This window comes from Shewanella glacialipiscicola (genome assembly GCF_023283485.1).
Classification (GTDB): Bacteria; Pseudomonadota; Gammaproteobacteria; order Enterobacterales; family Shewanellaceae; genus Shewanella; species Shewanella glacialipiscicola.
In genome coordinates, this window is record NZ_JAKILU010000005.1 from 81,353 (window position 1) to 107,192 (window position 25,840).

Here is a 25,840-nt window from a genome sequence, read left to right on the forward strand (position 1 = left end):
AAGCACGCCTATTGTAGCAACAAAGCGCGACTTTTACCTAAGCCCTTAAGCAATACCAACGCAGGATTGAACAGCAACAAAAAAGCCCTGCTAGAAGTCAGGGCTTAGATTTAGCTTCAGAATTAACTCAGTGTGGCTAATTTAATAAATTACGCGATGTAGCCAAAACGCCCTTCTTGATAATCGCGGATCGCCTGTTGAATTTCTGCTTGGGTGTTCATCACAAAGGGGCCCATCTGGACAATTTTTTCACGGATAGGTTTACCCGCAAACAGTAACATGCCAGCGCCGCGCTCATCAGCTTTAAATTTGATCACACTTTGACTATCGAGCACTAAAAACTCGCCCTGATGATATGACCATTGTGAATCTTCACCCTTGCTTAAGTCACCTTGGTATAAATACAAAGCCACAAACTCATGTTGAGACAAATCAAGCGTAGCCTCAGCATTTGGCGCTAAGCTCAAATCAGCAATAGCAGCTTCGCCCGCTAATCCTTGAATGGTCGCACTAATCAGCGGTTGATCTTTAAAGCCCCAATCACCCGCCAAGGCTTTTAAGCTAGCACCGGTGTCATTGGTCACTTCAACGCTCGCACTACCCGCAGTATCTTGGTACGTTGCGGGGCGCAACTTATCTTTGGCAGGCATGTTGACCCAAATTTGGAACCCATGCAGACCATCAACCGCATCGGCAAGTGGCATTTCAGAATGCACTACCCCGAACCCAGTACTCATCCACTGCACATCGCCTGCACGAATCGCCTTCACATTGCCCATTTGGTCACGGTGCTCAAAGCCGCCCTTGCGAATATAAGTGAAGGTTTCCATTCCGCGATGGGGATGTGCGGGGAAACCGCCAATAAAGTCTTGTTCATCATCGGATTTAATTTCATCGATCATCAAGAAAGGATCAAATTTAGTCGTCACAAAATCGGCGACACGGCGAATATTGACCCCATCGCCATCCATCGCGGCTTTGGCGGAAAACTGACTTAATACTTTCATTGCTGCTCTCCTATCGGTTGAGCAAAGCGGTGCGTGAAACGCCAAGATTATACGGCTAACACAAGACGCAAACACTTTGCTGATGGAGGCAGAATAACAAGGAAGTTTACAAAAGAATAACGCGAAATCACGGCCTAAACATTCGATAAAATAGAACGGTTGAAGATTGAGTACAAGGCATTCTAGCGAGCTTAAATTAGACTTATCACTTAAGCGTTTTGAAAGAAAACTGAATAACGTTTAATCACTGGTTCAGAGGTAATTGCCATTGCCTCCCCAGTGACACGCCGTAAACTCTTCCGTGAGGGCTCGACGGCGACATCCATGTCGCCAACGGTCACTGATGCCCCAATGGCCATTCTCACACCCCATACAACTGTATCGTCATCTAAAAATATGAAGCATAACCTTGTTAGATAATTTACTCTTAATTAACCAGATTCGGATTAGATATTCTATTAATAACGCCTCTTTCAACTACAAACCAATCAACACTTGATATAACTAGTCAGAATGGGCATAACAGGAAGATGAATCAGTTCTCTAGAGATTTGATTCATCTTAAGGGAAAAAAACCACCCCAGAATAGCCGCAAACGGGGGATTAGGACGGGTTTTAGGGGCTCGCGTGAATCAGACTGGTGTAGAGTGATTCACAGGCTCATTTTGGGACATAAATGAGTTTCGGAAAATAGAATATTAGAAACTCATTAATAACTACAGGTATTGCAAGCTCGAAATTAATTGTTAAATAAACCTTACGTCGACGATTTGAATCGAAGAGAAGACATCTCATAGTGCTTGATTTTTCCACTATTTCGACAGTAGTACGCCTGATAAAATTTAAAGCCATAATGCTCATTATCTTCAACTTTGTTCTTTATCACGTCAATGATTTTGGTTTTGTCCTCATCAGATGTTTTGATACCGAAAATAATCCCTTTCAATGTTTTAAAATCATATCGAAGAGTGGTATCTGCTTGTGAGTAGCTTCCAGACATATTGCATATCAATAGTCTATGCTCATTTTCGTATTCCCAGTCCATGGTTTTTTTTGTGACTGATTTGTAGAAGTTATCCCAATACCGTTGTCTCCAATCATCAGTGTAGCTCTGAGCTATAGAGCTAGCTATCCCATCCCATGAAAACCAACTCTTGTACGCAGAAGGCTCAGGAAGTTGAGCTATAGACTCAAAAAAGTTGATTGATTCGTACTTGTGCTCATATTCAATTGGATGAAACTTAAATGGCAATTTGCCTTTAATAACTCCTTTGTTTCCCCTCCCATTAATCGCTTCATCGAGGGAAAGATGGCTATTTCCATCGCTGTCGACTTCAGTTGAGAAAATCATGCACACACCAGTATGGTTCTTTCCGTAATTTCCCCAAACAGACGAATTAGTACATTCGCTCATAAAACATGCTGTAAACCAATCAGGGAACATCAACTGTTCCAGTTTTTTAACGTATAAACTAGTGAACGCAGTAGTAAATAGATTCCTGCGAAATTTTGACATTCCACTTAAGAACATAAGAGCTACATTACTTTGATCGAAAAAGAAGGTGTTTGAGTTCTGAAATGTACGTACTTTATCCTCTCCGTATTTAGCTTCCAACATTTCGAGATCAGCAAAGTACCCATCATTGATCTTCTTCAGGGGGGAAATGTCTATATTTTTAAATGGATTATCTGGTACCGCAGATACTTCCTCTAGTCTTTCATAGATGCAATATAGTGCAAAGGGATGGATAATCCTCAAGTAACATTGAAGCTCGCTATCCTCAACTTTTCCTCTATGGATAGATATCCCGCCAATAAGATTTTTGAGATATTCACTGTGAATAAACCTCTCTGAGACCACTGAAAACTCTACTTGGAAATTTTCGTGCAGATCATCAACCGTCACACATGTATCGAAGTGTTGTTCTAAGTCAAACTCTTCTCCAATTATCTGAAATTCAATACACCATTTCATCAAGCACAAAAGATAGTGATTAAAAAGGTTCGTCCATAGAATTTCATCGCCTTGCCAGTAAATGTCCTTAAAGCCCTCCACAGGATCGTTAAGTAAGTGTGGTGGGGCAAAGAAGATAGATTGCCTTTCAAGCTCACAGTTGCGTCCGAAAAGGTTTTCTATGGCTCGAAAACGATAAAAGTTAGCGATTGACATGCGGAATTCCGTTTACAGGTATAGTCAGAGAGCCATGATAATACTACTGATAGTCAATATGTAAAATCATGCATAAGAAGGCTTACAATCTATAAGGTTAAACAGGAAAAATAGAATCATAGTAATAGTTATTTTGCCATTAGCTTATATATGGAAAATTGACTTTGGCAAAAACGGTTATCCATAACTCATAGCTTATTTTGGGGCATAAACGTGCCAGAACTGATCGGCATGACACAATTTTGGACCAAAGCGCGTTAGCCCGAAGCCATCGCAAAATGGCAGGTTTTGAGGCTTGAATCACTCTAGGCAAGTCTGATTCACTGTAACGATGTTTGCAATCCCTCATGGTCAGGTCTTACTTTTTAGTATCTATTACTTTTTGTATCTCTAGTTATCAAACAAAAAATGCCTAATCTTTGAGCCGTTGAGGCAATAGCTTTTCAGCTAAACGAACTGCGATAGGGTTAGTTAGGATTAGCATTATTACGGAAGTGGCCGTCGGTGGCATGGATGCCACCAACGAGCCCTCAGGGAAGCTTATTTTAAAAACAATAGGCGGCGTGTCACTGGAGTAATATTGCCAATTTACACTACGCATCGAAAAGTTTTTTACGAATCTAATTTTCTGGACTACCTAGCGAAACCTAGTCAGGTTTAAACACGCCGATCACAGCGCCGGTGGCTTTTTCAGCAACCTTTTCATCGGTTTGCTGTTCACGGTAGTCACACTCTGTGCATTCAACGGTTTCGATGCCGTTTTCCTTGTAGAGCAAAATAGTGTCTTTAGCGCTGCATTTTGGGCACTTAGCACCGGCTACAAAACGCTTTTTGATTTTAGTGTTTGTCATAATAGATAAAGGACCAGATAGCGAGGCCAAGTGATTCGGCCGAAGAAATTGCCGCTATTTTGCCACAGTGATGCTTGAATACCAGCGTTACCTTAAAGTATGAAGCCTTAGGGCGATGTGATGCGATTCACTAAAGATCATCCTGAAAAGTCGATTAATTGTTCGAGTTATCGAGTCAGGTTGTGGTTTGAAACAGGGTTGTACGCTATCATCTGTGCCCTGATAAATTCTCGTGTTAACCAAGTTGTAGTCAATGATCAGCATCAACCAAGCGCAATTAATCCGTGGCAGTAAAACCCTGCTAGATGAGACCTCTCTTACGATTTATCCTGGCCATAAGGTCGGGTTAGTCGGTGCTAACGGCACAGGTAAATCTTCACTGCTCGCATTAATTTTAGGTCACTTAAGCCTAGATAAAGGTGAGTTTAGCCTGCCTTCTGGCTGGCAAATTGCCACAGTGGCCCAAGAAACCCCTGCGCTCGACGTCTCGGCACTGGAATATGTCATCGATGGTGATAGCGAATATCGCCAATTAGAAGCCCTATTGCACAAGGCACAAGAAGATAACGACGGCAATGCGATTGCACTCTTACACGGCAAAATAGATGCTATCGGTGGTTATGCGATTCATTCGCGCGCGGGTTCATTATTAGCAGGGTTAGGTTTTAGTGAAGCCGACCAAAGTAATCCGGTAAAAAGCTTTTCGGGCGGCTGGCGTATGCGCCTCAACTTAGCCCAAGCGCTACTGTGTCGCTCTGACTTATTGCTCCTCGACGAACCGACCAACCACTTAGACTTGGATACCATGTACTGGCTCGAAGGTTGGATTAAATCCTATCAAGGCACGCTAATTCTAATCAGCCATGACAGAGATTTTATCGATGAAATCGTTGATGAAATCGTCCATGTTGAAAATCAAAAACTCAATTTCTACAAAGGCAATTACAGTGCCTTTGAGCGTATTCGTGCCGAGCGTATGTCGCAGCAACAGGTTGCCTTTGAGCGCCAACAAAAAGAACGCGCGCATATACAATCCTTCGTTGACCGTTTCCGCTACAAGGCAAGTAAAGCTAAGCAGGCACAGAGCCGCTTAAAAGCGCTAGAGCGTATGGCGGAACTATCACCATCACAAGCCGATAGCCCATTTTATATGGAGTTTCGTGCGCCAGAAGCATTGCCGAATCCGTTGATTAAGATGGAGCAAGTCGCCGTTGGCTATGGCGAAAAGCAAATCCTCAGTAAAGTGCATTTAAACTTAGTACCGGGTGCGCGCATTGGATTATTGGGCCGTAACGGCGCGGGTAAATCAACATTAATCAAGCTGTTATCTGGTCAACTGTCGCCACTAACCGGTTTGTATGAACCGAATCCTGGCGTCAATATTGGCTACTTTGCCCAGCATCAAATTGAGTTTTTACGCCTCGACGATACACCAATGCAGCATTTAGTACGTTTAGCGCCTAATGCCAGAGAACAAGAATTACGTAACTTTTTAGGTGGTTTTGGCTTTAACGGCGATATGGCGCTCTCACCAGTACGCCCCTTTTCTGGCGGCGAAAAAGCGCGTTTAGTGTTAGCGCTATTGGTATGGCAACGCCCTAACCTTTTACTGCTCGATGAACCAACCAACCATTTAGACTTAGAAATGCGCTACGCCTTAACCATGGCGCTGCAAACCTTTGAAGGTGCAATGGTTATCGTGTCGCATGATCGTCATTTGCTGCGCTTAACCTGTAGTGATTACTATCTGGTTGATCAGGGTGAAGTCCGCGCTTTTGATGGCGATTTAGAGGATTACCATCAATGGTTGCTCGATGCTGCAAAGGCAAGTTCTAATCAAAACAGCAATAACGATGAACTCAAACCTGCTGCGGATAAAAAGCTGCAGAAGCGTCTTGAAGCTGAAGTACGCCAAAAAGTATCGCCTTTAAAACGTAAGCAAACTAAGTTAGAAACCGATCAGCATAAGCTGAGCGAACGCCTTGCAGAGTTAGAACATTTATTGGCTGATAGCGAATTATATGATCAAGATAACAAAGCCAAACTAACCGCGGTACTTAGCGAACGAACTCGCTTGACGCAAACCTTAGAAGAAAGTGAAATGCAATGGCTCGAGTTGCAAGAAGAGATTGATGCATTGGAACTTGAGATACTGAGCCAGTAATGCGCGCACATAAAAAGTACAATGGTGTTTGAAGGAAAAGTATGTCAGATGTAACCCAATTAGACAGTCAAATTTGGCAATGGTGTGATATGAGTTATGGGCAAAATAAAGCCCTATGCCTCGAATTACAAGACAGTTGCCAGGTCAACGTAAACCTACTTTTGCTGGCGCAATATTTAGATATTACCCTCGATGTTGCGGGGCCAAGGGAATATAGCGTGCAGCAGTGGCAAATGCTGGCGACTGCAATTAACGAATGGGATGAACGCTTTGTGTCGCCCTATCGCCGCCTGCGTCGCCTAGCTAAAACTCGCCTAGCTGAAAACGAATATCAGCAAATGCTGGATGTCGAATTAATGATGGAGCGCAAAGCCCAGCGGACTATTTTAAATCAACTCAGTGGAATACTGCCAAGCGGCCAGTCGAGTAACCTAGTGAGTTATTTAAGTTTATTTGGTCTTGGTGATGCTGATGTCAACAGTATGGGCATGTTAGCGCCCTAGGCACTCGGCGCAGCAGTGATTAATGCTGCATGGCAAGATATTTAAGCTCTATCGATTAATACCTCTCGTCACTCGCTAGCGCTACAAACTTGTAGCGACAAGCGACTGTTTTATAAAACCGTTAACCATCACTAAATAGTCAATGATTATCACCTGTATGAGTCAAGATTAACCGACTGCCATTGTTAACGTTCGTGACTCAAACCATAAAAATATCGCAAACATTGACGCCAACCGTAAGATTAAGCGTCGATTTCTTGCTGCAACTTTTCTAGCTCATCCAAAATATGCAGAAATTTTTGACCAAAGTCTGTCACTTGATACTCAACTCGTGGCGGGAGTTCGTTAAAAATAATTTTATCTAAAATGCCAAATTCGATGTTCTTTTTTAAGCATTGGTTCAACACTTTAGTTGAAAGCCCATCAACGGAGCGCACCATTTCCCCCGGCCGCTGCACTCCGCTAGCCAAAAGCTGATAAACCGTTAATGACCATTTGCAGCCATAAATCGTCTCCACCATACGGGCAGAACGTTCTGGCGGCGTTTTTCTCACAATAATTTTTTCATTGTTATTCATAAAGATGTACCCAAAAGTACCTGACTTACCGATTTGTACTTACTGTTAAAATAGTTATGGAATTCATAAGATTATCACGTTGATCATTCTTAGGATAAAAATATGAAATTTAATAGCGCACATCTTGCGATTATTGTCGGTGGTAGCAGCGGCATTGGTTTTGAAACTGCGAAACAACTTGCTAAGCAAGGTGTGTCACTGCTGATTGTGGGTAATCAGCAAGATAAACTCACCACTGCAGTGACGACACTTAACAATGCTTACCGCGCACAAGGCGTGAAGGTTGAGGGTTTTCAAGCAAACCTTTACCAAGCTGCGGATATCAATCGCCTAATTAATCACATTGACCAGCTCGAACAAAAAGTAGGTTATTTGGTCAATGCCGCAGGTTACTTTAATCCTAAATCCTTTATCGACCATTCAGACTCTGATTACGATCTTTATATGGATTTAAATAAAGCGCTATTTAAAATTACGCAAGCAGTGACCCATAAAATGATCCAAGCCGGAGGGGGCAGCATAGTCAATATCGGTTCTATGTGGGCCAAGCAAGCTATAAAAGCAACGCCATCATCGGCGTATTCGATGGCTAAAGCGGGATTACATGCATTAACGCAGCACTTAGCCATGGAACTTGCCGACCAGAATATTAGAGTGAATGCGGTATCTCCCGCCGTCGTCAATACACCCATCTACAATGCTTTTATTGACGCGACACAGATTGACCAAGTGATGACAAGCTTTAATGGTTTCCATCCTATTGGTAGAGTAGGCACAGCGCTTGATGTGGCAAACAGTATTTGCTTTCTGTTGTCCGATGAAACCAGTTGGGTTACGGGTGCCATTTGGGATGTTGACGGCGGCGTGATGGCTGGACGAAACTGATTTAACCTTGCAGATTAAAAGTGAGCCACATTAAAACTGAGTTACATTAACAGTGGCTCAAATTTGAAATGCAGTTAATTTAAAGTGGCCGATATTTAAGGCTAATCAGTTTACATCACAGCGATTAAAATGAAGCCACTTAAACCACGACACTCAAGATAAATAAGGCGTAACACTATGCTCAACATGAACTTTAGCGAGCGCATCGTTATCGATACGCAGCAGCAAGCATGGCAGCCAAGTCCTGCTCAAGGCGTGTGGCGCAAACCGCTAGAACGGGAAGCTAAAGAATCAGGACATACCAGTAGCATAGTGAAATATGATGCGAACTCCCAGTTTGCGACCCACCAGCATCCGTTTGGCGAAGAGATTTTTGTGCTTGAGGGTGTATTTTCAGATGAAAATGGCGATTATCCTGCGGGTAGTTATCTGCGCAATCCTCCGGGAAGCCAGCATGCGCCCTTTAGTAAAGAAGGTTGCATCATCTTTGTAAAACTGAATCAGTTTGATCCACGCGATACTGACGTTGTTAAACTCAATACCCTACATACTCCATGGTTAACAGGAATGGGTGGCCTACAAGTTATGCCACTACACGAGTTTGAGCATGAGCATACCGCGCTAGTTAAATGGCCTAAAGATGAAGTATTTCAGCCCCATCGCCATTATGGCGGCGAAGAAATATTAGTACTAACGGGTAAGTTTCAAGATGAACAGGGCGAATATCCGCGCCACACTTGGATACGTAGTCCACATATGAGCGGCCATTTCCCGTTTGTAAAAGAAGAAACCATTATCTTAGTTAAAACAGGGCATTTACCCGTGAGTTTATCAAAGTGATAACAGTCGATATCACAATGCTGGGTTAAGCTGCGATAGTTTCTACTTACCCTACATTGTAGTAAAAAGAATAACAGTATCAGATTGTTGAGCGCACTTTGATACTGTTATAGGTGTGATGCTGTTATAGGTTCGATGATATTTGTGCTAAATATTTTAGCTGATAGTTAAGTTAAGCCAGCGGTCAACCTCTCGGCTAGCTTAGTGGCATTACGTGCCGTAATGCCATAAATCGATAACTGAGGATTGGCCCCAAGACTAGTTGGAAAAACAGAGCCGTCCATTACAGATAAATTAGCTAAATAGTGCGATTGACCATAACTATCGACCATAGAAAGCTTTTCATCTTCCCCAAAAGGGCAACCGCCCATCACATGCGCTGATGCAACCACAGTGCGCAGCGGTGCGAGCGACATATTAGCAATACTCTCTTTCGCCTCTTTCCACGACGACAAATATGGCATGCCATCACTGATCGGTAACACTTTTAGCGCGCCTGCCGCAAATTGTACTTCCGCCATACTGGCAAAGGCGCGGCGTGCGGCGCGCCAAAAGGCATCGGTCAACGGATAATCCAAATTAAAGCCTTTAGGGGTTAAGTGCACTTCACCGCCTTGACTGTCGGGATGATAACCATCACGGATAAGGGCAATAGTCACTTGCAACTGATTGAACTGCGACATTAATTCGGCATGACTTGCGCCATAGCCTAAGGTTTTAGAGGCGATTAAAATTGGGTGCACTGGCGGCACTTCAAGTTTATAACCCAGCTCACCATCGGCGGTATTTTTCCACACAAATTCATCGGAGTAGATAGATTGCGGTGCGCCGCTATGACCATTAATCGCATCGGCAAATACACCACCTGATAATAACGTGGGATGTAAAAAAGTACGCTTGCCTAATAACTGATAGGGATCGGGCACCTGCGATCGCATCAACAATACGGGTGTATGAATGGCGCCCGCACTCAAAATATAATGTTTAGCTTTAAATAGCAGCTCAACGTCAGTCGGGCGTAAATTGGTATCCAGCGCCTGTGCTTTTAGCGCAAAGACTTGACCATTATGGTGCTCAATCTTCATAACTTTAGCGCGGCTGATCAGCTGCGCCCCTTTATCAAGCGCTGCGGGTATCGTGGTGACTAACATCGACTGCTTAGCATTGACGGGGCAACCCATACCGCAGTAGCCAGTATTCCAGCACCCCACTACATTACGTTTAATAACGGTATAATCCCAACCGAGATTAATACAACCTTGTTTTAAGGCGGCATTATTCCGATTGGGTTCGTAATTCCACTCATGGATATTGAGCCTTTGCTCCATTTTTTCAAACCAAGGATCTAAGCTCTCGCGATTGAGTCCAGCAACTGATTTATGTTGCGCCCAAAAAGCTAATGCCTCAGTCGGAGTGCGGATTGAGGTAGTCCAATTCACCGTGGTTGAGCCACCAACAGCACGACCTTGAAAAATACTGATCGCTTTATCTGCAGTTTTCATCGCCGCCGCCTGTTGATACAAGTTAGGGTAAGCAACGCGCTCTTCCATATTAAAATCACTAGACGATTTAAGCGGCCCCGCCTCAATCATGATGACACTCAGCCCCGCTTGAGTGAGGATTTCTGCCGCAACGCCACCGCCAGCCCCCGTACCAACGATAACCACATCGGCTTCAAACGTTTGGTTCTCTTGCAATTGACTCGCATCGGTATGCAACCAACCTGAGTTTAAGCCATTCACTATGGGATCTATAATTGCCAACTTGGGTGCTCCACTGTCGCGGGTAAGGTTGTTATTATTCGACTTTTGATACGCCTACAGTCAGTTTTTATTTAATACTCAAGTTTTAAAAAACTCAGGTTTAAAGGGGCTTAGACTTTAAAACGCTCAAGATTTAAATAGCTCAGGTTTAGCATAATGCAAACGGCTCCAATGCTCTGGGCAGGCGTAAAAGCTGGCCATGATGAGTTCTCGTAGTCCTAAATAGGCCGTTTGTAATAGTGCAAAATAACTGTGACGCCACGTTTCCAACATTTGTGTTAACTCAGCGGGAGAACGCATTAATAACGGTGTCATACTTGAAGTAAGCACCAGTAATCCAAGGCGATTTTCAAGCATATCGAGTAGTTCAAACAATTCGGTTTGCTGCTCATCGGGTAATACTGCAATGGATTGTTTAATGGCATCTAAGGTGCGATTTTGCGCCGCTAGCTTGGGGAGCGCCACATCAGGCAAGGCGCCGTCGAGCATGACAGGTAAGAGTACGCTAAACAGCAAACGATAATCTTTAGCCTCACTGTCTTCAGGCAAGCTAAACTCGGGAGAATAGAGATTAACCCCTAAGGCTAACGCCGCCGTACCGGCAAACGCGCTCATTAAAAAGGTTCGTCGCTTCATCTGTCGCTCCTCAATATCAGCATAAAAAACAATTGTGCTACAATAGCGGCCTGTTTATACCTAAGCGACCTCAACATACGAGTTTCTACATTGCGAGAGAATTGGGTACAAATTAAACACACGTTTTAATTTTCAGCAATAGCCGATACCAAGATAAATACCCATGCCAAATACCTTTATGCCACCTTGGTGGGCCAAGAGCCCCCATATACAAACGATTTTACCCGTATTCACTAAAGTGGCTAAACCTAAATTACAACGCCAACGTGTAGAGTTACCCGATGGCGATTTTGTCGATTTAGATTGGCAGGATATGCCACAGGCGGGCAAACCGATTGTGATCATTATCCACGGGTTAGAAGGCAGTGCTCAGTCACATTATGCGCGGCGGATACTGCAAGCCTGTAAAGCACAACAGTTGGCAGCGGTAGTACATCATCACCGAAGTTGTTCAGGTGAGGCTAATCGACTCGCGCGTAGTTATCATAGTGGCGACACGGACGATTTACAGTTTAGCTTATCAACACTGAAGAGCGCGTACCCGCAATCGCCATTATTAGCCGTAGGTTACAGTTTAGGCGGTAACGTACTGACTAAATATCAGGGCGAATATCAAGATGACAGCCTATTAGCCCGCGCCGTAGTTGTCTCGGCGCCGCTGCAATTATCGGCCTGCGCTAAACGTTTAGAAAATGGCTTTTCAAAGATTTATCAAAGTCATTTGATTAAACAGTTACGACAAAAAATAAGCCATAAGCTGAGCGATCCCGACTTAGCTATATCTATGCCACTAAGCCAGCTAGAGGTCGAGCGTTTAAATACCTTCTATGAGTTTGACGATAAAGTCACCGCACCTTTACACGGTTTTGATGGCGTTGACGATTACTATACTCGTGCCAGTGGCTTGCCCTTTGTCAGCCGCATCACGAAACCGACATTGATCATACATGCCAAAGACGATCCCTTTATGACTGACGAGGTGATCCCGCATTCAAGTCAATTATCAGGATATGTGGAATATGAATTACATGCCTATGGCGGCCATGTTGGGTTTATTGATGGCGGCACACCTTGGAAACCTCATTTCTATCTAGAAAGCCGAGTGTTACAGTTTTTAATGGGCGAGTATAACCTTGAGCAATCGAGTGCCAGCCCAATCAATCGCGACGCTGTCGCACAAGGAAATACCGATGCTCATTCCCTATGAAACCCTGTTACAACTCCCTAAAGAAACCTTAGTCAATTTAATCCGTGAATATTTGTTAGGCCAAGTGGAAGATGGCAGCTTTGCCAGCCTTGATGAACAGGAGTTATCTCAAGCGATAGTCCAATGTCAACAAGCACTTAAACAGGGTAAGCTAAAACTAGAATACAGTGAGGACGATGAGTCCTTCGCCATACGCTCAGTGGATCAAATAGCACAGCAGCAAGATTGACCCGTCCTACCTCTGTACCGTATAAATAGTACTCGCGTTTTTATCGCTTCCCCATAAGCGGCTCTTTTGGTTGCTAGTTAGGTAGAATACATGTCAGCAAAACATCCCATTATTGCAGTAACAGGCTCATCAGGCGCTGGAACCACCACCACTACCACCGCCTTTAGCCATATTTTTCGCCAACTTGGGATCAACGCCGCCTTTGTCGAAGGTGACAGTTTTCATCATTTTACCCGCGCTGAAATGGAAGTGATGATCCGTAAATCTCAAGCAGAGAATCGTAACCTTAGTTATTTTGGTCCCGAAGCCAATAATTTTGCCCGCTTAGAACAATGCGTTCGCGATTACGGTGCCACCGGTCAAGGTGAAACACGCAGCTATTTACACACCTTCGATGAAGCCGTGCCTTTTAACCAAATGCCCGGCACATTTACCCAATGGCGGCCTCTGCCTGAAAATACCGATATGCTCTACTACGAAGGCTTGCACGGTGGCGTTGTTACCGGTGAAGCGGACGTCGCGCAGCATATCGACCTGCTGATAGGCATGGTGCCTATTGTCAATTTGGAGTGGATCCAAAAAATTATCCGCGATACCTCTGAACGTGGCCATAGCCGTGAGAAAGTGATGGGCTCGATTGTGCGCAGTATGGACGACTATATTAAACACATGACGCCGCAGTTTTCCCGTACACATATCAACTTTCAACGGGTACCTACGGTCGATACATCTAACCCATTCAGCGCCAAAAGTATTCCGAGCTTAGATGAAAGCTTTGTCGTGATCCGTTTTCGCGGTATCAATAATGTCGACTTCCCCTATTATCTCAATATGATCCAAGGATCGTTTATGTCACGAGTGAATACCTTAGTGGTTCCTGGCGGAAAAATGTCACTAGCAATGGAGCTTATCCTCACGCCTTTGGTTAAAGATTTGATGGAAAAACGCCAACAACTCAATAGCCCAGAAGCCAACTAAGTTCAGGTTAAGTAGATTAAAAACGAGCTAAATAATGCCTTTTACTAATGGATTAAGTTTTATTTAAGCCATTAACGTTAACCTTATCGGCATCGGGATTTCAGGCGAAAGAACGATAGTTGGCATACTCTTGGGAGTTAATTCCCCCATCTTGATCTGTTGATTTCCTTGAGTATGTCAGCAACCTTTTAACGTAACGTTAAGTCTTCAGAGTTAATTCCACATCCAAGCTTGATCTGTTGGCTCCTTTAGGTATACCAGCAACCTCTTATGAACAGTTAACTCCACATCCATGCTTGATCCGTTGATTCCCTTGAGTATGTCAGCAACCCCATTTTAAAGTCATTTTCTACGCTCTAAATTCTTGTACATCACCATACATTCTAAGGCTATACCTCTGGGCGAGCAGTAAATAGAGTCCTCTTCTAGGCCTTCACCGCCAAAACCACAGTGGCGATAAAAATCTACCGCATTAAGGGTTGATTCTAGTCTGAGTTGAGCAATACCCTGATTAAAAGCCATGGTTTCAATAAACTGCAATAAGGCTTTACCTATACCAATTCCCATGGCATCAGGGGCAACAAACAGTGCTTCTAACTGGGCATAGGGTTCGTCAAGCATAATACTACCGACCACGGTTTTAAGCTGCGTATTTACACTGAACTGCTCTGCCACATAAAAATGTGCGGCAACAATACGGCTAAACTGCTCGGTTAATTCACCCTCAGTCCAAATAAATAAATCACCCGCATCATAAAATCCGCTGCAGCCTTTATTAATGGCCGCGTTGCGAATATCCCAACAGGCTTGAGCATCATCGTTAGTCGCTTTTCGTATCGTTATCATCATGTTTCTCCAACACACCTTAGCCATAACATGCCATGGAGCCATATAATAGCCAAGCGGATGTTTGTCATCGGATTTCACCCAATAAAAAACCGCCCGAAGGCGGTTTTCATCAAGTCAGTAAAACCTCAACAGAACTTAGCTAACATATCTGACTTTGACCTAGGTTTAGCCTTTGATTAATTCACTGATGGTCAATACACCGTGAGTCGTGGCGCCAGCGCCCCACAGTGCAGAAGCTGAATCTTCAAAGGCGCCCGCTAAGTCAACATGCAACCATTTTGCTTCTGGTGCAACAAAGCGCCATAGGAAACCTGCCGCATTAGAAGCGCCGCCGGCACCGCCGCCTTTCATTGCGCGGCTGTTGGCTGTATCAGCATAGGCCGACGGGCACATTTCTTTATGCCAAGCGTCCAGCGGTAGCGGCCAAACACGCTCGGCAACACTGATGGCTTTTTGCTGAGCCAGTTGCAATACATCAGCCTGTGGCGAGAAAATTGCGTTGTAGTTTGAGCCAACTGCCATTACAGCAGCGCCCGTTAATGTGGCGGCATCGATAATAAAAGGTGCACCAGTAGCAGAAGCGGCCTGTAGACCATCGGCTAGCACTAAACGCCCTTCTGCGTCAGTGTTAACCACTTCAACAGTTACGCCATTTTTGTAGGTCAGAATATCACCTAACTTATAAGCACGGCCGCTGATCAGGTTTTCAGCACAACATAAGAACAGTTTAACCCGTTTATTTAGGCCAGATTTGATCGCTAAACCGAGCGCGGCGGTCACAGTGGCGGCGCCGCCCATGTCGCATTTCATGCCTAACATGCCCTCGGAGGCTTTGATGCTGTAGCCGCCAGAATCAAAGGTGATCCCTTTACCCACAAGGGCAACCGATACAGGTGCATCAGCGGCTAATGGGTTAAAGTCTAACTCTAACATTGCTGGTGGACGTTCACTGCCACGGCCCACGGCATGAATACCAATCCACTGCTCTTCAAGCAGCGCTTCACCTTCGATAATCCGATAGCTCACTTTGTCGCCACCGATTTCAGCCAACCATTTCGCCGCTTGTTGGGCGAGCTTCACTGGTGACAGGTTTTCAGGCGTATCGTTGATAAGCTTGCGGGCAAAGCTTGCCACATCAAATCGGCGTTGCAATTCAGCTTGTACCGCTTTATTACCACACCAATGGATTTGATAGCCTGTTTTGGCAGTAGCAAAACCTTGGGCGAATACCCACTGGCTATTGAGATCCCACAACTGCCCAGCCAATACCACACAGCTAATGCCTTGACTGCGCAGTTTACGGGCCGCCATTTGAATTTGACGCAGTTCATCGCCACCGGCTAAATGAATTTGCGCGCCGTCTGTAGTAAAAGTTACATCGGCTTTACCCCAATGGGCAGCGGGCGCATCTTTGGTTAATTGTACTTTCATCAATTCAGTTACTTTTAGTTCACTCATTTGGGATCCTTATTTTCGATTCTTTTTAGAACAATCAATTAGAACAAACGGTATGACGGCAGTTTACTGCTAGCCGTCAGCAGCGCAAAGCAATTGAGCGAAGTTACTCAGGTAAAATCTGTAAACATTTGCGAAATTTGCTAGGCTTTGCGGCCTAGAACAGCCGAGATAGGTCTACTGATGGAATTTGCTCCGCCACTACAACAGGGCATTTTATTGCGCCGCTATAAACGTTTTCTGGCCGATGTGCAGCTAAGCGATGGCAGTGAAATTACCCTACATTGTCCTAATACGGGATCGATGCGAAACTGCCTGTATCCTGGTGAAACGGTGTGGTTTTCGACCTCTGATAACCCTAAACGCAAATATGCCCATACGTGGGAATTAATGACTACGCCCAACGGCGGCTTAATTGGCATTCACTCCAGCCAAGCTAACGCCTTCGCGGAGGATGCGATCAATAAAGGTATCATCAAGGAGCTCACGGGTTATGACAGCCTAAGCCGTGAAGTAAAATACGGTGATGAAAATAGCCGTATCGATATCCTGCTGCAAGCTGCTCAAAAACCCGCCTGTTATATAGAAGTCAAAAGTTGTACTTTGCTTGAGGATGGTCAAGGCTATTTCCCCGATGCAGTGAGTCTGCGAGGCCAAAAACACTTACGTGAATTAATGCATATGGTTAGCCTTGGCCATAGGGCGGTGCTGTTATTTGTAGTACAACATTCAGAGATAACCTGCGTCGCTCCAGCGGCACATATCGACCCTGAATATGCTAAGCTACTGAAAGTAGCCGTATTAGCCGGAGTTGAAGTATTAGCTTATCGCTGCGAAATATCCCCCACAGAGATTAACCTAGTCCATGCCTGCGTTATCCGAACATAATGTTAATTCTGCGTTAAACATTATTTCGTTTACATTCGCGAACGCAGTCAAACAATTCAAACAAAGCACTATGAAAAGTTTGCCTCGATGTAAAGATTCTGGTATAGATAGCGGCCGTTCTTAAGGACGCCCTACAAACGCAAATGATTACAGGAGATGCGTTATGCCTGAAGGCACCAAAAAACTTGGCGTACTCGCTATCGCAGGTGTAACTCCCTACCAGGAAAAACCGGGTGAGGAGTACATGAACGCTAAGCAACTGGGTCACTTCAAGACAATTCTTGAAGCTTGGCGCAATCAGTTGCGTGAAGAGGTCGACCGTACTCTTAACTACATGCAGGATGAAGCCGCAAACTTCCCCGATCCTGTTGACCGTGCAGCACAAGAGGAAGAGTTCAGTCTCGAACTTCGTGCTCGCGATAGAGAACGTAAGCTGATCAAGAAAATCGAAAAAACACTGCAAAAAATTGAAGAAGACGACTTCGGCTTCTGTGATTCTTGCGGTGTTGAAATAGGCATTCGCCGTCTCGAAGCGCGTCCAACAGCCGATCAATGTATCGACTGTAAAACGCTTGCAGAGATCAAAGAGAAACAAATGGCTGGTTAATCAAACATCATAGGCGGGGATTTCCCCGCCTATTTTTTTGTAGCCAAACAATTTCAACACTTCAACTTCGATATCTCAATTTCAAAATCCGAGTTTTAAGAGCTAGGTTTTAAAATCTAAGTTAACGCCATACTCGCCTCCATACACCAGCATTCGCTTTTATTCTTATCTGCCTCTAAAATACGTCAACTTTTATTACTCCCCAGCTTTCAAATGCTTGCTAGATATTATGCAAAATCCATTGCACTGTGATTTATCCCGCCAACCCTATGTCGGCCGTTTTGCACCTTCGCCTTCAGGCGCCTTACATTTTGGTTCGCTTATCGCTGCCCTTGGTAGTTATTTGCGCGCCCGTTCGCAACAAGGTAAGTGGTTAATCCGCATCGAAGATATTGATCCTCCGCGTGAAGTCAAAGGTGCTGCCGATGATATTTTACGCACCCTAGAAGCCTATGGGTTTGAATGGGATGATGCACCTTTATATCAAAGCCAGCGTACTGAGGCCTATCAAGCTCACATTGATGCGCTACTCGCTCAAGATAAAGCTTATTTCTGCCAATGTAGCCGCAAACAAATTCAAGCCATGGGCGGTGTCTACGATGGTCGCTGCCACCGATTACCCGCCGCTCAGGCTTTAAAGATGGGCGCCGTGCGAATCGTCAATACGGCCAGAGTGCAAGAATTTGATGATAATTTAATGGGCCATATTAAAGTCGACAGCCATTTTGCAGCAGAGGATTTCATTATCAAACGCAGTGATGGCCTGTACGCCTATCAATTGGCCGTGGTGCTCGACGATGCCTATCAAGGGATTACTGAAGTGGTTCGAGGGTGTGATTTAATCGAAGCCAGTTGCCGTCAACTGAGCTTGTATCAAAACTTTGGTTTGACTGCACCGCAATGGTTGCACCTCCCGCTGGCCTGTATCAGTAAAGGCTTTAAGCTTTCCAAACAAAATCACGCACAGGCGATTGATACGCAGAATCCACAGGCGAGTCTCAATGCGGCACTGGTTTTTTTAGGCCAAGCACCGGTTGAAAACCAGACTAATGTGGCACAAATGCTCGCGCAAGCAGTGATTCAGTTTCAATTATCTGCAATCCCGCAACAATCTGAGATACTGATCGAGCCCTGATATACTCATTAGGCTGCATTTGGTATATGATAGCCGCCAGATTTTTAATCAAATAACAGATCATATTTCGAGGTGTCCCATTTTTCGCCGTATCAGCCAATTCTGCAAACAGCTATTTGAAGACGCGCCTAAAACGACCGCTCCAACTCAAGCTCAGACTGAACCCACCACGCCCGAACAAAGTTCTGGTGCGCTAAGCTTAGAGTTAGTGCCAAGAGACGCCCATACCGTCTCGCGCAAACAAATTAGCGAAAATGCCCTTAAGGTATTATATCGACTGAATAAATCAGGTTTTAAGGCCTATTTAGTCGGCGGCGGCGTACGCGATTTACTTTTAGGGATTGAGCCGAAAGATTTCGACGTTGTCACCAGCGCAACGCCAGAAGAAATCAAAAAGCTATTCCGTAATTGCCGTGTTGTCGGTCGTCGTTTCCGTCTGGCGCATATCGTTTTCGGCCGCGATGTTATCGAAGTCGCGACCTTCCGCGGTCACCATGGCGAGAACAACGAAAAAGTCTCTAAAGCCAATGCCGAAGGGCGTTTGCTGCGCGATAACGTCTATGGTGAAATCGACGAAGATGCCGAACGCCGCGACTTTACCGTTAATGCGCTCTATTACGATATCAGCGACTACTCTATTCGCAGTTATGGCGGCGGTATGAGCGATCTTAAAGCCGGCACCTTAAGGTTAATTGGCGATCCTGAAACCCGTTACCGTGAAGATCCCGTGCGCATGTTAAGGGCCGTGCGTTTCGCCACTAAACTCAACATGACTATCGAACCCATAACTGCAGCGCCAATTAAACAATTAGCCCCACTGTTAAAAGATATTCCCGCCGCACGCATGTATGAAGAAATACTAAAACTCTTCTTTGCAGGCAAAGCGTTAGCCAACTTTGAGCTAATGCAAGAATATAAGCTATTCGAACCACTGTTTCCGCAAGTGGCAGCACTGCTAAAGGATGATCCGAAAGGCGCTCCCATGAAGATGCTACAAGCTATCATGAAGAGTACCGACCAACGCGTTAACGAAGATAAGCCGGTCACGCCCTCTTTCTTCTATGCCGCCATACTTTGGTATCCACTACGCCAACGCGCTGAAGATATTGCGCTTGAAAGTGGCTTAACTTTATATGATGCTTTTTTTGCTGCGATGGGCGATGTAATGGAGCAGCAATGCCAAACCATTAGCATTCCACGCCGTTTTAGTACGCCAGCAAAAGATATTTGGCAGTTACAGTTACGCTTTGACCGCAGCCAAGGTACCCGCGCCTTTAAACTGATGGAGCATCCTAAGTTTAGAGCCGCATACGATTTGCTATTGCTCAGAGGTGAAGTCGAAGCAGGTAATCTGGCTAAGAGTGCAGCTTGGTGGCAACAATTTGTCGAAGCCGATGAAACAGAGCGCCTAGCCATTGCCCGTGGCGGCAGTAAATCACCAAGCCGTAACCGTAATGCCACTCAGCGTCGCCGTCGTCCTCCTCGTGCGCCAAATGCCGATGGTTCTGCGCCAACCAGTGCGCCAAAAGTAAAAGCCGCTGAATAATGCCTCGCGTTTATGTTGCGTTAGGCGCAAATCTTGAACATCCCAAGACCCAATTGGACAATGCCGTTACGGCATTGTCCATATTAGCCTTAGAAAACCGCCTACACGTTTCCCCCTATTACCGCTCGGTGCCCATGGGCGATGTTGTGCAACCCGATTATGTCAATGCCGTGGTCAGTTTTGATACTGAGCTTGCGCCATTAGCCTTACTCGATGCACTGCAGCACATTGAAAACACTCAAGGGCGAGTACGCCTTGAGCGCTGGGGGCCTAGAACCTTAGATCTCGATTTACTCTTGTATGGCAATGAGAATATTGATATTCCCAGACTCAAAGTGCCCCACTACGGCATGAAAGAGCGCAGCTTTGTGCTCGTACCTTTAGCCGCTATTGCACCGAGTCTTATTTTGCCCTGTGGCACTGCAATCACAAGTCTCATCGATGCAAAAATGTTGTCCGAATTACAACAACTGGGCATTGATCATTGAAGTCCGTCTCCAGTTAGCTTATAACACCACTTCTATTTGGTTTGAAGATCATCCATATGTCTAAAATTACTAGCTCAACCCTGTTGAAATATAAGCGGGAAGGTAGAAAATTCACGGCACTGACAGCCTATGATGCCAGTTTTGCCAGCGCGTTCGATAGCGAAGGTGTAGATGTGCTGCTCGTCGGCGATTCTTTAGGTATGGTGCTACAAGGCCATGACGATACCCTGCCCGTCTCTACAGCAGATATCGCTTACCACACTCGCTGTGTCCGCCGCGGGATTGAACGTGCCCTGCTGATCGCCGATATGCCCTTTATGAGTTACGCTACACCAGAGCAAGCCATGGTTAACGCGACTGAGTTAATGCAGGCCGGTGCCAACATGGTCAAAGTCGAAGGCGGCCATTGGTTGCTAGAAACCGTGACTAAACTGACCGAGCGCGGTATTCCAGTATGTGCTCACTTAGGTTTAACGCCGCAGTCTGTCCATGTATTTGGTGGTTTTAAAGTACAAGGCCGCGATGCAGAAAATGCTCAACGTATTATTGACGAAGCCAAAGCGATGGAAGCCGCGGGAGCTCAACTATTGGTGGTTGAATGTATTCCAGCGCCACTTGCCGCGGCGATAACTGAAGCCTTAACGATTCCGGTGATTGGGATTGGTGCTGGCGCATCAACCGATGGCCAGATTTTAGTTATGCATGATGTACTAGGTATTTCAAGTGGTTATATTCCACGTTTTTCGAAAAACTACCTAAAGCAAACCGGCGAAATCCGTTCTGCCGTGCGAGCTTATATCGACGAAGTGGCCCAAGGGATATTCCCTAGCGACGAACACACTTTTAATTAGTCATAGATTTATGCAAGGTAAGGCTCAATGATCACTAGCGCCCATATTGATGATATTCGCACTCAAGTGCGTGCATGGCGTGCCAAGGGCGAAACCATCGCTTTTGTGCCAACCATGGGCAACCTCCATCAGGGACACATTACTTTAGTACGGGAAGCGGCGCAAAAGTGCGACCATGTGGTGGTATCGATTTTTGTTAATCCAATGCAATTTGGCCAAAATGAAGATCTCGATGCCTACCCACGTACACTTGCGGCCGATAGCGCGGCCATTACTGCAGCCGGAGCCGAACTATTGTTCACGCCAACGCCTGCGGTGATGTATCCTAAAGGTCTAGAGCAACAAACCTATGTTGAAGTCCCTGGGATTTCCAACGTGCTTTGTGGTGCTAGCCGCCCGGGACATTTCCGTGGAGTAGCGACCATAGTTTGTAAGCTATTCAACATAGTCCAACCCGATGTAGCTTTTTTTGGTAATAAAGATTATCAACAACTATTAGTGATCAAAACTATGGTTGAAGATTTGTCCTTACCGATTGAAATTATTGGTGTAGATACCATACGTGAGAACTCTGGTTTAGCCATGAGTTCACGTAATGGCTACCTCACTGCCACTGAAAAAGCCGCAGCACCAGCGCTCAAAAAAGCCATCGATGCCATGGAAAAAGGGATAAAACAAGGCGAGAGTGTTGACGCTGTGACTGAACAAGCGAAAGCCAGTTTAGTGGCCGCAGGATTTACGCCCGATTATCTTGAGATTCGCCATGCTCACACGCTTGAAGTAGCGCAAAGACAAGATCAAGCCTTAGTCATTCTAGCGGCGGCTTATATTGGTAAAGCGCGGCTTATTGATAATTTAAGATTTGATCGCTAACCCTGCAATCAATAATAAAAAAGGAGCTAAGAGCTCCTTTTTTGTGTTTTCAATACCATAAAAACCCAATATTCCCCAGCTTATCATCAACTTAAACTACAAAAAAATTGTCTTATCAAAAACTAGTTTTATTAAATAAATTACGTCATAGTATGGTGAAGATGTTAAATTAAGGTAAACTCACGCCCAAATAGAGGCTAAATAGCCATAACGAGTTATCTCGCATATTAAAAAGACGACCATCATAATCACTATGCTATTTACAAAGGATTTGTGGCCTAATGGCAAGACTGATACTCACCCTAATTTGTGTTATTTTACCAAGTGTCGCTCAGGCAAATACTATTTATAAATGCCGCAAAGATGACAAGGTGATCTTTAGCCAAACTGCTTGTCCGCAAGAATTTAGCCAGCATAAAATCGAGTATCAATTAGGAGTGACGACTGAAGTTGATTCAGATAAAAAAGACATTCGAGTCGACCCATTACAAGCTCTACTGAATAGCCAATCCATTTCAAAAGAAAAATTATTGCAACTGCTCGATGGCGAAATCTATCGTCTAAAACAAGAAAATAGTTATTTTGAAATTTTGCGCGCCAGTGAATTACAAAAATTAGAACGCAAACGTTATTGGCAAAACCAAGAGCAAAGTGATCCTGAATATATAAAGGAAATGAACGATATCAACAGTCACTTTACGACATTATCAGTCAATAATAATAAGGCGATACAGCTGCTGAATGCTCGAAAAAACCATATCACAACCGAAGCTAGCCCTAACGCTGTCAAAGAGTCTGAAACACATTAAGACTGTTTGAGGCGCCCATTTCTACTCCATCGATGATGGCAGCAAGCACTATTACATCTATTATGGCTAACTCCTCCCGCCTTTAACGTACCAGTCTTACCACTTATATCTCAGCTGATTTACTATAAAATATAATGTAAATAAACCAGAAGGTTAAACAAGATCTGAGTGCTATGGGCATATCAAATCCCCACTGTAAACCGTCAGTCATTACTCGCCATACTCCCTATATCATGTAAACACAAAAAACGACTCACGCAAAATAAGACTTAACTACTAGACCAACTAGGTTAGTCACACTCAATAAAAAGTCGACAGTGCAGATAAAAAGACTATTTAATCAATGTGATAATAAAGATAAACCAAAAATCCTCTTATATAACATTTCTATATTCATACCCTTTCGACCAATTGATTGATATTCGTATGCCCCGTACCTTTATGGCTGAACTTGGTTTATTCGTATTTTAGATAAATCAAAGTATTTGATGCATGCAGGGAGTCACACGTGCCAAATTTATCTCTACGCTTTTTGGTATCGCTCATCTTGCTATGTAGTTGTATGACCTCAGCACAAGAGTTGAATGTCAGCGAGTTACCCGTAACCCTTCAGGCATTACTGGAACGTTCTGGTCGCGATAACCTTATCGAGCTGGTTCAACAAGGCAATGCAAACCAAGGATTACTGTTCCAATCAGGTAACGATAACAAAACCGATGTAACACAAGTCGGCAATGATAACGATGCGCTAATTACACAGATTGGGTCAAATAATGAAGTTCAACTACTGCAAGTCGGCAGTCAAAATACGGCTTCAGTGACACAAATTGGCAATGACAATTTAGTGCAACTGAACCAACTAGGCAGCGGTAATTTTTCGATTCAACAGATTGCAGATGGTGCTGCAATCTCAATAACTCAATATTAAACAGGGAGTGTCACATGAAATCACAAGCTAAAAAATCTCTTATTGCTTTGGCCATTGCAACAGGTTTAAGCGGCAATGCGTTTGCAGCCAGCTCAGTGAGCGATATTAGCGTAGTGCAATCTGGCCAAGGTCAAGAAGCCACAGTCTCACAAACGGGTCTCATTAATGGTGCTTCAGTAGTGCAGACAGGTACAGATCAAGTCGCAACTGTGCAACAAAACGGTGTGTGGCACGAAGCGACTATTAATTCTACAGGCACAGATAACACAGTCAAAATAACGCAACAAGTTGACTGGCATGTGGCAAGTGCAAATGTTGTAGGTGACAGCAACAATGTGGATGTGTCGCAAAATGGTTTCTTTAACCAGAGCAGCAACGATGTTGCTGGTAACGATAACGTAGTGGGCGTAACTCAATTAGGCGAAGTCAACGACAGCCAAGTTGAAATCACTGGTACTGAAAACAGCGTATCGGTTAAGCAAGACGGCGATGCTAACTTGGCAGTATTTCGCGTTGAAGGCAACGATAACGACGGTAAAATCAAGCAAGTAGGTGATAACAACCAAGCGGGTTTAATTTCACTTGGCCTAAGTGCTAACGTAGGTAACAACAACGACGTTTCTGTTAATCAAGCCGGTAACAATAACTTTGGCGCGGCTAAGGGTATTGCTGGCGACAATAACACTGTAGACATGGTCCAAAAAGGTGATAACCATGTTGGTTTCGTTTACGCACTAGCTGGCAGCGATAACGATATTTCAATGGATCAAAAAGGTAAAGGCAACACGGCTTACCTTGCGATGACCACAGGTGATGACAACAGTGTCGATATTACTCAAAATGGTCGTGGCAACACTATTGGTGATACGCTAGTGGCTGATATCCGAGGTGATGATAACGATATTACTATCACCCAAAAAGGCGATGTCAACGGTGCTGAGTTCCAAGTATGGGGCAATAGCAACGATGTTGATTTAAAGCAAAAAGGCGATGCTAACTTCGCAACCTTTGGTGCATACGGTACAGATAACGATTTCGATTTATCTTCTAAAGGTGATAACAACGAAATCGTTGCCTTCGCTGAAGGTGAAGACAACAGCATCGAAGTTAGCCAAGAAGGTGATGTTAACTTCGCTTATGTAGATGTAGTGGGTAGCGATAACGAAGTAGATGTCGAGCAAGATGGTAATCAGAACGAAACATTGATCTCTGTTGCTGGCAACAATAATGCTGATGTCACTGCACTGCAAAATGGCGATTTAAACCTTATCGATTTAATTATCGAAGGTGATGAAAACACAGCACAAATTGCTCAATCAGGTAATGGTAACTGGGTAGGCGGTGATGATAATAGCTCATTTACTGTTGCCGGTGATAATAACAGCCTGTTGATTACTCAAGCTGGCAATGACAACTTGGTAGTAGGTTCTCAAGCGGGTAATAACAATAGCATTAGCGTTAACCAATCAGGCAACATGAACATTGCCAGTGTGGTGCAATACTAATCAACTGCAATAACGGTTAACAGCCAAATCATGTGGTGATTAACCAAAGCGCAGATCAAAAAGCGGAAATGTTGATATCAACATTTCCGCTTTTT

The 25,840-nt window shown here is 44.5% G+C and carries 25 protein-coding genes; 17 read left to right on the forward strand and 8 right to left on the reverse strand.

Annotation, left to right across the window (positions count from 1 at the left end):
- Positions 1 to 149: 149 nt before the first annotated feature.
- The 3 genes from L2717_RS06085 to L2717_RS06095 all read right to left on the reverse strand — a co-directional run bounded on the left by L2717_RS06085 (position 150) and on the right by L2717_RS06095 (position 4,028).
- Positions 150 to 1,007, reverse strand: coding sequence for a pirin family protein (locus L2717_RS06085; protein WP_220774272.1), 858 nt, complete (start codon positions 1,005 to 1,007; stop codon positions 150 to 152).
- A gap of 757 nt (positions 1,008 to 1,764) precedes the next feature.
- Positions 1,765 to 3,177 (reverse strand): DUF2971 domain-containing protein, encoded by a 1,413-nt coding sequence (locus L2717_RS06090; protein ID WP_220774271.1) that lies wholly within the window; start codon positions 3,175 to 3,177, stop codon positions 1,765 to 1,767.
- Positions 3,178 to 3,824: 647 nt separating this feature from the next.
- The gene (locus L2717_RS06095; RefSeq protein ID WP_076498043.1) at positions 3,825 to 4,028 is read right to left on the reverse strand and encodes a YheV family putative zinc ribbon protein; all 204 of its coding nucleotides are present in this window, start codon (positions 4,026 to 4,028) and stop codon (positions 3,825 to 3,827) included.
- Between the two features lie 253 nt (positions 4,029 to 4,281).
- Between L2717_RS06095 and L2717_RS06100 the strand changes: the two genes are divergently transcribed.
- Positions 4,282 to 6,192, forward strand: coding sequence for an ABC transporter ATP-binding protein (locus L2717_RS06100; RefSeq protein ID WP_220774997.1), 1,911 nt, complete (start codon positions 4,282 to 4,284; stop codon positions 6,190 to 6,192).
- Positions 6,193 to 6,233: 41 nt separating this feature from the next.
- A complete protein-coding gene (locus L2717_RS06105) occupies positions 6,234 to 6,695 on the forward strand; it encodes a DUF2390 domain-containing protein (RefSeq protein WP_076497660.1) in 462 nt (153 codons plus the stop codon).
- 242 nt (positions 6,696 to 6,937) lie between these two features.
- Here L2717_RS06105 and L2717_RS06110 read toward each other — a convergent pair whose 3' ends face one another.
- Positions 6,938 to 7,273, reverse strand: coding sequence for a winged helix-turn-helix transcriptional regulator (locus L2717_RS06110; protein WP_248938003.1), 336 nt, complete (start codon positions 7,271 to 7,273; stop codon positions 6,938 to 6,940).
- 102 nt (positions 7,274 to 7,375) lie between these two features.
- Here L2717_RS06110 and L2717_RS06115 point away from each other — a divergent pair, with 102 nt between their 5' ends.
- Both L2717_RS06115 and L2717_RS06120 read left to right on the forward strand, forming a co-directional pair.
- Positions 7,376 to 8,158, forward strand: a complete 783-nt coding sequence (locus tag L2717_RS06115; RefSeq protein WP_220772356.1) for an SDR family NAD(P)-dependent oxidoreductase — start codon at positions 7,376 to 7,378, stop codon at positions 8,156 to 8,158.
- 177 nt (positions 8,159 to 8,335) lie between these two features.
- Positions 8,336 to 8,998 carry a cupin domain-containing protein gene (locus L2717_RS06120; protein ID WP_220772357.1) on the forward strand — a complete coding sequence of 221 codons (663 nt, stop codon included), beginning with the start codon at positions 8,336 to 8,338 and terminating at the stop codon, positions 8,996 to 8,998.
- A gap of 167 nt (positions 8,999 to 9,165) precedes the next feature.
- Here the strand turns inward: L2717_RS06120 and L2717_RS06125 are convergent, their stop codons facing one another.
- Both L2717_RS06125 and L2717_RS06130 read right to left on the reverse strand, forming a co-directional pair.
- The gene (locus L2717_RS06125) at positions 9,166 to 10,761 is read right to left on the reverse strand and encodes a GMC family oxidoreductase (protein WP_220772358.1); all 1,596 of its coding nucleotides are present in this window, start codon (positions 10,759 to 10,761) and stop codon (positions 9,166 to 9,168) included.
- Positions 10,762 to 10,887: 126 nt separating this feature from the next.
- Positions 10,888 to 11,397 carry a TAT leader-containing periplasmic protein gene (locus tag L2717_RS06130; protein WP_220772359.1) on the reverse strand — a complete coding sequence of 170 codons (510 nt, stop codon included), beginning with the start codon at positions 11,395 to 11,397 and terminating at the stop codon, positions 10,888 to 10,890.
- 163 nt (positions 11,398 to 11,560) lie between these two features.
- Between L2717_RS06130 and L2717_RS06135 the strand changes: the two genes are divergently transcribed.
- The 3 genes from L2717_RS06135 to L2717_RS06145 all read left to right on the forward strand — a co-directional run bounded on the left by L2717_RS06135 (position 11,561) and on the right by L2717_RS06145 (position 13,811).
- Entirely contained in the window at positions 11,561 to 12,604 is a 1,044-nt protein-coding gene (locus L2717_RS06135) for a hydrolase (RefSeq protein ID WP_220772360.1), read from the forward strand.
- On the forward strand, positions 12,588 to 12,833 hold the full coding sequence (locus L2717_RS06140; RefSeq protein WP_220772361.1) for a YheU family protein: 246 nt from the start codon (positions 12,588 to 12,590) through the stop codon (positions 12,831 to 12,833). Before L2717_RS06135 ends, L2717_RS06140 begins: the two co-directional genes overlap by 17 nt.
- A gap of 90 nt (positions 12,834 to 12,923) precedes the next feature.
- Positions 12,924 to 13,811: a phosphoribulokinase gene (locus tag L2717_RS06145; RefSeq protein WP_220772362.1), complete on the forward strand. Its 888-nt coding sequence runs from the start codon at positions 12,924 to 12,926 to the stop codon at positions 13,809 to 13,811.
- A 342-nt stretch (positions 13,812 to 14,153) separates the two neighbouring features.
- Here L2717_RS06145 and L2717_RS06150 read toward each other — a convergent pair whose 3' ends face one another.
- Together L2717_RS06150 and pepB are read right to left on the reverse strand one after the other, a co-directional pair.
- Positions 14,154 to 14,657, reverse strand: coding sequence for a GNAT family N-acetyltransferase (locus tag L2717_RS06150; protein WP_220772425.1), 504 nt, complete (start codon positions 14,655 to 14,657; stop codon positions 14,154 to 14,156).
- Between the two features lie 168 nt (positions 14,658 to 14,825).
- Positions 14,826 to 16,118 (reverse strand): aminopeptidase PepB, encoded by a 1,293-nt coding sequence (gene pepB / locus L2717_RS06155; protein ID WP_220772364.1) that lies wholly within the window; start codon positions 16,116 to 16,118, stop codon positions 14,826 to 14,828.
- 180 nt (positions 16,119 to 16,298) lie between these two features.
- Between pepB and sfsA the strand changes: the two genes are divergently transcribed.
- From sfsA to L2717_RS06205, 10 genes are all read left to right on the forward strand, one after another.
- On the forward strand, positions 16,299 to 17,003 hold the full coding sequence (gene sfsA, locus L2717_RS06160; RefSeq protein ID WP_220772365.1) for a DNA/RNA nuclease SfsA: 705 nt from the start codon (positions 16,299 to 16,301) through the stop codon (positions 17,001 to 17,003).
- 163 nt (positions 17,004 to 17,166) lie between these two features.
- Positions 17,167 to 17,610, forward strand: a complete 444-nt coding sequence (gene dksA, locus L2717_RS06165; protein WP_076497683.1) for an RNA polymerase-binding protein DksA — start codon at positions 17,167 to 17,169, stop codon at positions 17,608 to 17,610.
- 229 nt (positions 17,611 to 17,839) lie between these two features.
- On the forward strand, positions 17,840 to 18,745 hold the full coding sequence (gene gluQRS / locus L2717_RS06170) for a tRNA glutamyl-Q(34) synthetase GluQRS (protein ID WP_220772426.1): 906 nt from the start codon (positions 17,840 to 17,842) through the stop codon (positions 18,743 to 18,745).
- 19 nt (positions 18,746 to 18,764) lie between these two features.
- Positions 18,765 to 20,291, forward strand: coding sequence for a polynucleotide adenylyltransferase PcnB (locus L2717_RS06175; protein WP_220772367.1), 1,527 nt, complete (start codon positions 18,765 to 18,767; stop codon positions 20,289 to 20,291).
- Positions 20,291 to 20,779 (forward strand): 2-amino-4-hydroxy-6-hydroxymethyldihydropteridine diphosphokinase, encoded by a 489-nt coding sequence (gene folK / locus L2717_RS06180; protein ID WP_220772379.1) that lies wholly within the window; start codon positions 20,291 to 20,293, stop codon positions 20,777 to 20,779. Before L2717_RS06175 ends, folK begins: the two co-directional genes overlap by 1 nt.
- A 56-nt stretch (positions 20,780 to 20,835) precedes the next feature.
- The gene (gene panB / locus L2717_RS06185; protein WP_220772381.1) at positions 20,836 to 21,630 is read left to right on the forward strand and encodes a 3-methyl-2-oxobutanoate hydroxymethyltransferase; all 795 of its coding nucleotides are present in this window, start codon (positions 20,836 to 20,838) and stop codon (positions 21,628 to 21,630) included.
- A gap of 27 nt (positions 21,631 to 21,657) precedes the next feature.
- On the forward strand, positions 21,658 to 22,503 hold the full coding sequence (gene panC, locus L2717_RS06190) for a pantoate--beta-alanine ligase (protein WP_220772382.1): 846 nt from the start codon (positions 21,658 to 21,660) through the stop codon (positions 22,501 to 22,503).
- 281 nt (positions 22,504 to 22,784) lie between these two features.
- On the forward strand, positions 22,785 to 23,312 hold the full coding sequence (locus L2717_RS06195; protein ID WP_220772384.1) for a DUF4124 domain-containing protein: 528 nt from the start codon (positions 22,785 to 22,787) through the stop codon (positions 23,310 to 23,312).
- Between the two features lie 508 nt (positions 23,313 to 23,820).
- The gene (locus L2717_RS06200) at positions 23,821 to 24,240 is read left to right on the forward strand and encodes a curlin (protein WP_220772386.1); all 420 of its coding nucleotides are present in this window, start codon (positions 23,821 to 23,823) and stop codon (positions 24,238 to 24,240) included.
- A 14-nt stretch (positions 24,241 to 24,254) separates the two neighbouring features.
- The gene (locus tag L2717_RS06205; protein ID WP_220772387.1) at positions 24,255 to 25,745 is read left to right on the forward strand and encodes a curlin; all 1,491 of its coding nucleotides are present in this window, start codon (positions 24,255 to 24,257) and stop codon (positions 25,743 to 25,745) included.
- The last annotated feature ends 95 nt before the right edge of the window (positions 25,746 to 25,840 follow it).